Annotated in this window: 10 protein-coding genes; 7 read left to right on the plus strand and 3 right to left on the minus strand. The window is 65.6% G+C overall.

Features of this window, described 5'->3' with window-relative positions:
• Positions 1 to 28: 28 nt before the first annotated feature.
• The 3 genes from IPP90_15340 to IPP90_15350 all read right to left on the minus strand — a co-directional run bounded on the left by IPP90_15340 (position 29) and on the right by IPP90_15350 (position 3158).
• Positions 29 to 1294 (minus strand): FecR domain-containing protein, encoded by a 1266-nt coding sequence (locus IPP90_15340; protein ID MBL0172065.1) that lies wholly within the window; start codon positions 1292 to 1294, stop codon positions 29 to 31.
• A 157-nt stretch (positions 1295 to 1451) separates the two neighbouring features.
• Complete coding sequence (locus IPP90_15345) at positions 1452 to 2696, minus strand: DUF3472 domain-containing protein (GenBank protein MBL0172066.1); 1245 nt, start codon at positions 2694 to 2696, stop codon at positions 1452 to 1454.
• A 33-nt stretch (positions 2697 to 2729) separates the two neighbouring features.
• Positions 2730 to 3158, minus strand: a complete 429-nt coding sequence (locus IPP90_15350; protein MBL0172067.1) for a diacylglycerol kinase — start codon at positions 3156 to 3158, stop codon at positions 2730 to 2732.
• Positions 3159 to 3242: 84 nt separating this feature from the next.
• On the opposite strand from IPP90_15350, the gene ppk1 reads away from it, so the two are divergent.
• The 7 genes from ppk1 to IPP90_15385 all read left to right on the plus strand — a co-directional run bounded on the left by ppk1 (position 3243) and on the right by IPP90_15385 (position 11045).
• The gene (ppk1, locus tag IPP90_15355) at positions 3243 to 5321 is read left to right on the plus strand and encodes a polyphosphate kinase 1 (protein ID MBL0172068.1); all 2079 of its coding nucleotides are present in this window, start codon (positions 3243 to 3245) and stop codon (positions 5319 to 5321) included.
• On the plus strand, positions 5318 to 6601 hold the full coding sequence (locus IPP90_15360; protein MBL0172069.1) for an OFA family MFS transporter: 1284 nt from the start codon (positions 5318 to 5320) through the stop codon (positions 6599 to 6601). Before ppk1 ends, IPP90_15360 begins: the two co-directional genes overlap by 4 nt.
• Positions 6591 to 8081: an NAD(P)/FAD-dependent oxidoreductase gene (locus IPP90_15365; GenBank protein ID MBL0172070.1), complete on the plus strand. Its 1491-nt coding sequence runs from the start codon at positions 6591 to 6593 to the stop codon at positions 8079 to 8081. The genes IPP90_15360 and IPP90_15365 overlap by 11 nt, the downstream gene beginning before the upstream one ends.
• Positions 8074 to 9168, plus strand: a complete 1095-nt coding sequence (locus IPP90_15370) for an alpha/beta hydrolase (protein MBL0172071.1) — start codon at positions 8074 to 8076, stop codon at positions 9166 to 9168. Before IPP90_15365 ends, IPP90_15370 begins: the two co-directional genes overlap by 8 nt.
• A 190-nt stretch (positions 9169 to 9358) precedes the next feature.
• On the plus strand, positions 9359 to 9937 hold the full coding sequence (locus IPP90_15375; protein MBL0172072.1) for a universal stress protein: 579 nt from the start codon (positions 9359 to 9361) through the stop codon (positions 9935 to 9937).
• Positions 9841 to 10293, plus strand: coding sequence for a universal stress protein (locus IPP90_15380; protein ID MBL0172073.1), 453 nt, complete (start codon positions 9841 to 9843; stop codon positions 10291 to 10293). The genes IPP90_15375 and IPP90_15380 overlap by 97 nt, the downstream gene beginning before the upstream one ends.
• Positions 10294 to 10484: 191 nt before the next feature.
• A complete protein-coding gene (locus tag IPP90_15385) occupies positions 10485 to 11045 on the plus strand; it encodes a DUF3300 domain-containing protein (GenBank protein ID MBL0172074.1) in 561 nt (186 codons plus the stop codon).
• The last annotated feature ends 72 nt before the right edge of the window (positions 11046 to 11117 follow it).

Here is an 11117-nt window from a genome sequence, read left to right on the forward strand (position 1 = left end):
TCGCGTACTTGGCGGTTCAAATGTGGTTTTACTTCTTTTTTGCCGGCGCCGGACCCGCGTCGCGCAGCACCACCTTGTCGTCCTTGTCAAAGGCGATCACGAGATTGGCCGCCGTGGCCATCATCTTGAGCGCCTCACCGGACGACTGCATCCCGAGCACCATCGTCACCGGGCGCTCGCCAAGCGCCGCATCGGCCAGCGAGGCCTTGACATCGAACCAGCGGCCCAGTTGGGGAAGGACGACCTTCACTGGCGTATTGGTGAACGACAACGTGTCGCGCACCCAGGCAAAGGTCTGCGAGCGGGTGGCATCGTCCAGGTCCTTCACGCTGCCATCCATCGCCACGCGAACCGCCTTGCCCGCGGCCACTGACGTCTCGCCGTTGACGTCCTTGGTACGCACCGACACGCTCCCCTCGTCGACACTCACCACGACTGCGCTGTCCTCTTCATACGCGAGCACGGTGAATTGTGTCCCGGTCGCCGTGATGATCACGTTGGCCGCACGCACGGTGAACGGCAGCGGTTGTCCGGCGGCCACCGTGAACGATGCCGTTCCGGTCAATTGCAGCGTGCGCATCGTGCCGCCAAACTCCACCGGCAACCGGAGTTTCGAATCGGATCCGATCTTGGCCTTCGACCCGTCGCTGAGATCGACCGTACCGCGCTGACCGCGCTGCGAACTCAGCGTGCGAGCGTCATCAGCCGCCAGCGCCTTGGTGACCGCGATATCGACGCCGCCTTCGTTCAGCATCTTCATCCCGTACACGATGACGACGCCCAGTACGGCGATGAGCGCCGTCGGTCCTTTCCATCCGCGTCCCTTGCCCACTTTGTTGACATGCTGCGCCGCGTGATGTTTGCGTGCGGCCGCCACTTCGTCCACCGCCTTCGCGTGGTCCACCGGTGCCGGATGCAGCGCCTCCATCAGCTTCGCCGCGGCTTCGTCAGCGCTCATCGCGGACACATGCGGTGCGTGCGAGGCACCGCCCTGTCGTGTATGCAGCGCCGCATGGCGACGGCGTTGCTGCCCGGATTCCCCGACGATGGCCTCCTGCAGTGCCGACATCAGCCCGGCCGCGCTGTCGAACTCGGCGCGACGCGCCCACGTGCCAAGCATGGCTTGCTGCGCCACGCGTCCGCCGAAGTGCGCGAGTTCCGGGCCCAGCGCCTCTCGCGCCTGCGCCACCAGCGTGTCGTACTGTGAACGGAAGACTCCGGTCAGCGCTTTTTCGTCGCCGCCCTTGAAGGCGGTGAACTGCGCGGAGTCGAGGGGCTGCAACTGGTCGGCCATCGGTCCTTCCTATCGAAAAGACATGGGTGCCTTAACCGGCGCGCGACGCGCGTCGTGAGCGCTCTGAGTCAACGCTACGCCGGAATCTGCGGCTCGGTCACGCAAGTCGCAAACAGGGGTCACCGGACAGCCGCGTCGGGATCTCCCCTGATGCCGCCTAGTGCCGAGGCAGGTCAATCGATGGCGGCGCTCCCGCGGGCGGCCTCGTGAAGGCGGTCCCGCTGGTCGTGAAACCCGGGGCGAAGCCGCCGTGACTCAGGAAGAACCGGCCGTTTTCGACACCCATGAAACGGTCGAGTCGATTCTCCTTCCCCGTCGCGTCATGGCTGAATGTCGCCGTGGTCAGCTCCTGCCAACTCCTGTCGCCAAGTTGAATCCACTGCGAGCCGTACAGCGCCTTCCGTCTCAGATGGCCGGTGGTGCCGCCGAAGTTCTCGCTGAATGAATACAGGCGCCGCAGCCCCTTGCCGTCCTTTGCCGCGCGAAAGGAGGCAATCAACTGCCACGCGCGCCGCTCCGGATGAAACCAGTACCCGCTGTACACGGTGGCCTCGCCGTCGGGCGTGGCGGTGACAAAGAACCGTTGCGTCGAGCCCGTTTTCCACGGATACACCAGGTGCGAGTGACCACCGGTGCCTTCGTTGCCGAAGACATCAGCCACCACGCCGTCCCCCTTCGCCACCAGCTGCGTGTAGTTCTCCGACGCCACCGTGCTCCGGTCGTTGGCGGTCGTACCGCTGGCCGCGTCCCACACGGAAAAGATGATGCGTCGCTCCGTGAGCGAGTTCACCTGCATACCGAAATACCCGCGGGCGAACCCGCAGGCCATGTAGTACGTCGTGACCGGATCATCCACGGCGGTGACTTCGTTGTAAAAACCGGTCACCAGCGTGTTCGAATCGGTGGGGTACCGCAGGTGCACGCTGGCCGCGTTGCGTCGCGGGTCCAGGTTGAAGTGCGCAGCGGCCGACGCGGGACCGTCCAGCACCAACGCCCGCACCTCAAGCGTCGGCGCCGCTCGGCTGTCGGCGATTGCCAGTTCGAAGCGCCGGTACCCGGTGTCGGCAATCGCAAACGTCCCGAACGAGACACGACGCTCGCCGTCACCTCCAATGGCCATCGCGTCACGATGCTCGGCGCCGACGGTCAAGCGCAGTCGCGCCGTGTCGCCGCGGGGAAGCTGCACGGCCACCGACGGTTCAATGGCACCCCGAGTGATGATCTGACCGAACCAGGCAAGACTCGCTCCGGCACGCACGAATGGCATCACCGGTCGAGTCGCCGAAATTCGGACGGCATCGGCGTCCGGGATCAAGTACGCCGTGAACGCCGGCACACGCAGTTCGGCACGCGGGAGCGCCACGAACATCGCGAGGGCCGCGAACAGCACAGGAGCCTTCATGTCGCCTACGGGAAGAGGATGAGGCGGCGACTGCTATCCACGCCACCAGTGCAGCACGACCGGCCCCGCAATCATCACCCAGCAGATTCCGGTCATCACCAGCGCCGTCAACACTGACGCGCTGCCCAGGTCTTTCGCCATGCCGGCCAGCGGATGGAGTTCCAGCGAGATGCGATCCACCGTCGCCTCGATGGCGGTGTTCAGCAACTCCACCAGAATGACCAGAATCAGCGACAACAGGAGCATCAGGTGCTCAACCCGGCTGACCGGCAGCGCCAGCGACAGCGGGGCGAGAATGACAAAGGCCACCAGCTCCTCGCGCAGCGCCGACTCGGACGCGAAGGCGTGGCGATAGCCGGCAAACGAGTTGCGGAACGCCGCGATGAGGCGACCAACGAAACTCGACGGTTTGGTTTTCCTGAGCGGTTCGGTCATGAGAGGGGAGTGATGAATCGTCGCGATCGCGCGAGGTGATGCCAAGTTGCCACGTGGTGACGTGGCGCGCCACCACAAGCGAAAGCGCCGACGATGCCCTATCTTCGCGCGATGACCGGACCCGCAGATGTCGCCGAACTGCTCAACGCCGAACTCAGCCTGCTGGCCTTCCAGCGACGCGTGCTCTCGCTGGCCGAGGATCCGTCGGTGCCCCTGCTTGAGCGCCTGCGCTTCCTGGGCATCGTCACCAGCAACATCGACGAACTGTACATGGTGCGGATGGCGGAGCTGCGTCTGGCCGCCCTCGATGAACGCGCCGCCGGGGAACACGCCGCCCTCCCCACCTTTGGCGAAAGCCATACGGCGTCGGCGCGTCTGGAGGCGGTGGAGCACGAGCTTGCCGAGATCCTCGCGGCGCAGTCGCGGTGCGCCGACCAATGCCTGCGCGAGGCAGCTCGCGCCGGCGTCGGCCTGCTCACGTGGGATGCCCTCACGGGCGCCGAACGTGAGGCCCTGCGCACGCGCTACCTCGAGGAGATCCAGCCCGACCTGATGCCGCACGCCATCACGCTCAGCCCGGGCCATCCGCTGCCGCATCTGCCGCATCTGGGGCTGTTCGTGGCCGTGGTGTTCCGTGCCGCCGCTGGTGAACGCGCGCGCCTCGCCGAACACGAACTGCCCGGCGATGTGCCGCGCCTGTTGCCGGTGCCCGGTCGACCGGACTCGGTCATCGCCATCGAGGACGTGCTGCGCGCCAACGCGCACCTGCTGCACCCGAATGCCGTGGTCGATGGCACCTATCTGTTTCGCGTCACGCGCGGCGGCGATCTGCGCATCCTTGAGGAGGATTCCGGCGACCTGCTGGGTGCGGTGGCGTCAGCCGCCGAGCGTCGACCGAACAATCCCGCCGTGCGGGTGGAAGTCGAGCGGAGTATGCCCGCGCATGTCGGCGCGTTGATTCTCGACAGCCTGCGCCGCGAGGCGATCGGACGCGACATGGAGTTGACGGTGGATGCGGTGCAGGTGGTGGACGGATTGCTCGATCAGCGGTGTCTGCAGACACTGCCATTGCCGCGCGACGCGCGCTTCGAGTATCCACCGTTCACCGCCCGGGTGCCGATTGACGCCGGGCAGTCGCTGTTCGACGCGATACGCGACGGCGACCTGCTGGTCCATCATCCGTTCGAGTCGTTTGACGCCACCGTAGTGCGCTTTCTGCAGGATGCAGCCAGCGATCCCGCCGTGACGGTTATCAAGACCACACTGTATCGGGTGGGCAATCCGTCGCCGGTGGTGGAAGCGTTGTTGACCGCAGCGCAGGCGGGGAAACAGGTGTTCGCGCTGGTGGAGCTGCAAGCGCGTTTCGACGAAGAACACAACGTGCACTGGGCGCGCACGCTGGAACGCGCCGGTGGTCGCGTGGTGTATGGTCTTCCCGGTCTTAAGGTGCATGCCAAGGTGGCGCTCGTGGTGCGTCGCGAAGGCACGCAGCTGTCGCGCTACGTGCACGTGGGCACCGGCAATTACAACACGCGCTCGGGGCGGCAGTACACCGACCTCAGTCTGTTTTCCGCGCGCGAAGACATCGCCACCGACGTCGCCAACCTGTTCGGAGAGTTCGCCGTGGCCTCGCCACTGCCGAATGGACTCGCCCACGGCGCGCTGGTGGCGCCGCACCAATTGTTGCCGGCATTGTTGCAGCGAATCGAGCGCGAAGCCGAGCACGCGCGCGCCGGTCGATCGGCCCATATTGCCATCAAGGTGAACGGTCTGGCCGACACCGAAGTGGTGCGCGCCCTCTATCGCGCGTCGCAAGCCGGTGTGACCATCGATCTCGTGGTGCGCGGTATCTGTACACTGCGACCCGGCGTGCCCGGACAATCCGACCGCATTCGCGTGGTGTCCATCGTGGGGAGATTCCTGGAGCACTCGCGCATTTATCGGTTTGCCAACGATGACCGGCCGGAATATTTCATCGGATCTTCGGATTTGCGCCCGCGAAACCTGCGACGTCGCGTGGAGCTGCTGGTGCCGGTACCGGATGCCGCGCACCGCGCGCGACTCGACGCCATTCTCGATCGGTATCTGCACGACCCCACGGCATGGGAGCTGACGATGAGTGGTGCGTATCACAAGCGGTCCGGCGAGGGGCGCGCGGCGCAGGTCTCGCTGGCGGAGAAACGCCCATGACCCACAACCGGTGGCGCGTGCCCGTTGGCGCCGTGTTGGTGCATCTGTGTATCGGCTCGGTGTACGCCTGGAGCACGTTCAATCGACCCATTCAACAGTTGTTCGCGAACCAGCCGTGGTGGATGAATCCGCCGTATACCACGTTCACCACAGCGTTGGCGCTGCTGGGTCTCAGCGCAGCCGTCGGTGGTCCGTGGGTTGAACGTCATGGCCCGCGGGTCGCCGCGCGCGCGGCCGCATTGTTCTTTGGCAGCGGACTGTTGGTGGGAGGTTTCGGTCTCGCCGTCCGGCAACCGCTGCTGGTGTTTCTGGGAATGGGTATCATCGGCGGCATCGGGTGCGGTCTGGGCTACATCTCACCGGTCAGCACGCTGGTACGGTGGTTTCCCGATCGTCGCGGCATGGCCACCGGCATGGCCATCATGGGATTTGGCGGCGGGGCCTTCATTGCCGGTTATCTGAACGTCTTCCTCATTGCGCGCGTAGGCATCGCCACCACCGTGATGCTGCTGGGGGTCACCTATCTGGTGATCATGCTGATCGGATCGACGCTGTTACGTCAGCCACCATCAGGATGGGCACCAGAGGGTTGGACGGGCAGCGTGCGCACCACCGCGCAACGCGCCGCCATGATCGCGACGGACAGTGTGAGTCGCAATGCGGCGGTGCGCACGCCGCAGTTCGCGTTGCTGTGGGGCATCCTGTTCATCAATGTGACCGCGGGTATCGGCATCCTTGCACAAGCGTCACCCATGATGCAGGACCTGTTCGGGCGTACGCCGCTGCAGGCAGCGGCGGTCGTGTCGCTGATTAGCATTTTCAATGCGTCCGGTCGTTTCGTGTGGGCGTCCGCCTCCGACTACCTCGGACGGCGCCATACCTATTCGCTCTTCTTCGCCCTGCAGGTGGTGCTGTTCTTGCTCATTCCGCGACTCGCCGAGCAAGGGCAATGGACACTGTTCGAACTCAGCCTCTTCGCCATCTTCACCATGTATGGCGGCGGCTTTGCCACCATTCCCGCGTTCCTGGCCGACATCTTCGGCCCGCTCAATGTGGGCGCCATTCACGGTGCCGTGCTCACCGCGTGGAGCGCTGCCGCCATTGCGGGTCCGGTCATCATCACGGAGCTGTCCAATCGCGCCAAGCTGGCGCTGCCGGCCGGTGGCAATCGCGTACACATCTACGACGTCCCGCTGCAGTTGCTGGCCGCGCTGCTGGCAGTCGGATTCCTCCTCACGCTGTTCGTGCGTCCGCTGCGTGCGTCGTCAAATGCCTCCTGAATCGCGCACCCACCGCATGGTCATCATTGGCGGAGGGTTCGCGGGCATCGGCCTGGCCATCCGACTGCGTCAGCAGGGCATCGACGACTTCGTCATCGTTGAACGCGCGGCCGATCTGGGCGGCACCTGGCGCGACAATCGCTACCCCGGCTGCGCCTGTGATGTGCAGTCGTCGCTGTACTCGTTCTCGTTCGCGCCCAATCCCTCGTGGAGTCGCACGTTTTCGCCGCAGGCGGAAATCTGGGAGTATCTCCGCGCGTGTGCGAGAACATTCGACATCGAACGGCACTTCGTGTTCGGGCAGATCGTCACGTCCGCCCACTGGGACGCGGCCACGCAGCAGTGGGTGGTCACCTCCGCCACGCATCAGTGGCGCGCATCCATCCTGATTGCTGCCAACGGGGCGCTCAGCGACCCGGTAGTTCCGTCCATTGCTGGACTGGAGTCGTTTGGCGGTCGCGTGTTTCATTCGGCACAGTGGCCGCACGATATCGATCTGCGCAACCAACGCGTCGCCGTCATTGGCACAGGCGCATCAGCCATTCAGTTCGTACCGGCCATCCAACCGCTGGTGCAGCAGCTGCACCTGTTCCAGCGCACACCGCCCTGGATCATGCCGCGCCGCGACCACGCCATTCCGCACTGGCGTCGCGCACTCTATCGCGCAGTTCCCGCAACCCAGCGTGCCGAACGCGCGCTGTTGTACGCCATGCGCGAAGTGATGTATCTACCGTTTCGTCATCGGTGGGTAGCCCGCCTGGCCGAACGGGCCGCGCGCCGGCATCTGGCGGCGCAGGTCGCCAATCCGACACTTCGCGCGAAACTCACGCCGGCCTACACACTTGGCTGCAAACGCATCTTGCTGTCGGACGACTATTTCCCAGCACTCACGCAGTCGAACGTGGAACTGGTCACAACCGCAGTCTCGCGGATCGGGCACGATGGCATCGTGGACGCTGACGGCACGCTGCGACCCGTGGATACCATCATCTTCGGCACCGGATTCCGACCCACCGAACCGCCGCTGGCACCACACATCGTTGGCCGGGATGGTCAGTCGCTGGCGGCGGCATGGCAGGGCAGTCCGCGCGCGTACATGGGGACCACGGTCGCCGGCTTCCCGAACCTGTTCCTGCTGATGGGCCCCAACACCGGGCTTGGGCATTCCTCGGTGATTCTCATGGTGGAGGCGCAGATCGAATACGTGTTGGCGGTGCTCGCACACATGAACGCGCGGAGCGCGGGCGCTGTCGAGCCAACGCGTGTCGCGCAAACAGCGTACGTGGCGTGGCTGGACGCGCGCCTCGCCCCCACCGTTTGGAACAGCGGCGGGTGTCGCAGCTGGTATCTTGATGAATCCGGACGCAATGCAGCACTCTGGCCCGACCGTGTGGGCGCCTTTCGCCGTACCGTGACGCGCCTGCATCCCCGCGACTATCACCTGTCGCCGCGCGTGGCGCCGAATATGCCGCATGTCTGACATGGCCCACGCATCACAGCACCGGGTCCACCCGTCCGCGCGTGAACGGTTGGAAGGACAACTCGCGCGCGCGCTCGCACATGTGCCGGGCGCGTGGCTGTTGCGACTCATTGGAGAGCGGCCACTGGTGGTGGACGGCCGCACACTCGATGCCCATCTGCAGTTCCTGCTGGCCGCGCAGCGACGCAAACGGCGCATCGGACTCACCGAGCCCACACCGGCGTCAGGCCGCGCACGCTATCGACGGGAGACGCAGGCCGTGGCTGCGGTGCCAACCCCCGTGGCCGCCGTGCGAGAGATGGTCGTTGATGGCGACAGTGGACCTCTGGCCGCGCGACATTACGCGCCGATGGTGCTCGATGACGCGCCAATACCACTCCTCCTCTTCCTGCACGGCGGCGGGTTCGTCATCGGCGATCTCGACACGCACGACGAGCAGTGCCGCCTGCTCTGTCGTCACGGCACCATGCACGTAGTCAGTGTCGCGTATCGATTGGCGCCGGAACATCCCTTCCCCAATGCCGTTGATGACGCCTGCGCCGCCCTGCGCTGGGCACTGGCGAATGCGCAATCCTTGGGTGCCGATCCTTCAATGGTGTGCATCGGCGGTGACAGTGCCGGTGCCAACCTGGCGGCCGGTGCCTCGCTGGCGCTGGCGCGTGAAGGCCGCCCCATCGCCGCACAGCTGCTGCTCTATCCGGCCACCGACGCCAATGGCGTGTTCCCATCACGCACCACATTCAGCGCCGGGTATCTGCTGGAAATGCGCGATGTGGACGCATTCAGCCTGCACTATCTGGGCGCGGACCAGGCCGTGGGCGATGACCCGCGTGCCAGCCCGGCGCGCGCCACCGATCTGTCGCTGTCACCACCCACCATGGTGGTGACCGCCGGGTTCGACGTGCTGCGCGATGAAGGTCAGGCGTTTGCCGCCGCCCTCCGCTCGGCTGGCGTGCGCGTGCACGAGCATTGCGCGGATGGACTGGTGCATGGGTTCCTGCACTTGACCACCGTAGTGCCAGCGGCCCGGCAGTTCGCCCGGAAAATCGCCACCGACTTTTCCGCCATGGCGCGAACCCACCCGTAGCGCCAACGTCTTCGCGCTCCTCACCCGCTGGCCCCCAGCCAAGCCCCTGGCTGTCGGACAATCCCCCACGCACTCCGAGCAATCTCCGGATGCCATTGCGGGTCGATTGCACCGACCGTTCATGAGCACGGGTGTTCCCGCGCGTGGGATACACGTCCCTCGCGGCGCGCCTCGGCTGACCGGCCTGACCATGCAACGCATCCTCGTGCCACTCGACGGCTCACCATTCGCCGAACGGGCGCTTCCCACCGCGCTCGATCTCGCCGCGCGTCACGGTGCCCGGATTGAACTCATTGGCGTGCATCAGCCGGCGCTTCCGGTGCGCGGTGGACAGGGTGCGGTCGTATTCGATCAACGTTTCGACGCCGAGTTGCGGGCGGGAGTCCGTCAGTACTTGCATGACACGGTGGTCAAACTACGCGCAGCACACCCGTCCCTCGACTTCGGATCGCAACGTCTCGATGGCACGCCGGCACCGGCCATCGCCGAATATGCACGGTCCGAACATGCGGATCTCGTGGTGCTCGCCTCTCACGGCCGAGGTGGCCCGGCTCGATGGATGATGGGCAGTGTCGCCGACCAATTGGTGCGCAGCCTCACCATTCCCGTGCTCGTCGTGCGCGCCGAGGACAAGGCGACCGTCACGCCAGACATGACCGTTCGTTCCAGCGCGTGCTCGTGGCCCTGGACGGCACACCGGAAAGCGAAAGCGCTGTGGCAGTGGCCGTGCGCCTTGTCAACAACGCCGACGCCACCTTCACCCTGTTGATGGTGGTGCCACCACCGCACCCCGCGCTGCGCATACTGGCCAACGCCGAAGAACTGCACCGCTATGTCGAGGAAGAGCAGACGTCCTCACGCGACTATCTGGGAAGCGTCGCGACGCGCGGCGGGGCGGATACCGCCCTGCATCCCGCGCTCTGCCTTGATGTGCATCCGGCCCACGGCATCACCCAGTTTGCCGCCGAGAACGGGATCGATCTGATCGTGCTCTCCACCCACGGCCGGGGGCCCATCGGACGCGCGTTCCTGGGCAGCGTCGCCGACAAGGTGGTGCGGATGGCCTCGATTCCGGTGCTGCTGACGCATGCGCAGGAACGGAGAGACGCGTCGCCGACGCCGTAATCGCGGCGGCGACGAGCCGCTGGACCGACCCCGCTGCAGTGTCCCTCCGCTTTATCCCGGCTGACCTGAGCAGGGATGCGTAGGTGGAATTTCGTTAAGTCATTGCCGCATGGCCTGTTAAGGGTAGGAACGGAATATGCGGTTGATCGACGTGGAAGTTCTATGTCCGTCCTCCCTGCCGGAGCGGTATCATGATCCGCCAATCGTTCGCTCTCGTCACCGCGCTCTCGTTGGTTGCCTCGCCAGCGCTCCTACGGGCGCAGTCGGGCACGCCTCCCGCCGAGTATGGTACCGAAGTGCCGCGGTACTCGGCCAACCAGCTCGACAATCTGGTCGGGCCCATCGCACTGTATCCTGACGCCCTGCTGGCGCAGGTACTCGTGGCCGCCACGTTCCCCGACCAGGTGGAGGCGGCGGCGCGCTACGTGCGCGCCAACGGCACGTCCGGCATTGACGAGCAGCCGTGGGACGTCAGTGTGCGCTCCGTCGCCCACTATGCCTCGGCCCTCAACATGATGGACGAGAAGTCCGACTGGACCGCCACACTGGGACGCGCCTACGCCAACCAGTCCAGCGATGTCATGGCGGCCGTGCAGCGCATGCGAGCCATGGCGGCGGAACAAGGCAATTTGCTCTCCACCCCGCAGCAGGTGGTTGCGCGACCCGCCAGGCCGTCTTCCTGCCCAGCCTTGGTGATCCATTCCGGTGGTACCGTTCGGGTGTGCCGGCGGCGTGAAAGGATTCGGCGGTGACCTGTTCTCCTTCGGTATCGGCTTCCCGATTGGCGGCTGGCTGGCCTACGACTGTGATTGGCGCCTGGGGCG

The sequence above is a fragment of the Gemmatimonadaceae bacterium genome (genome assembly GCA_016720905.1).
Taxonomy (GTDB): Bacteria; Gemmatimonadota; Gemmatimonadetes; order Gemmatimonadales; family Gemmatimonadaceae; genus Gemmatimonas.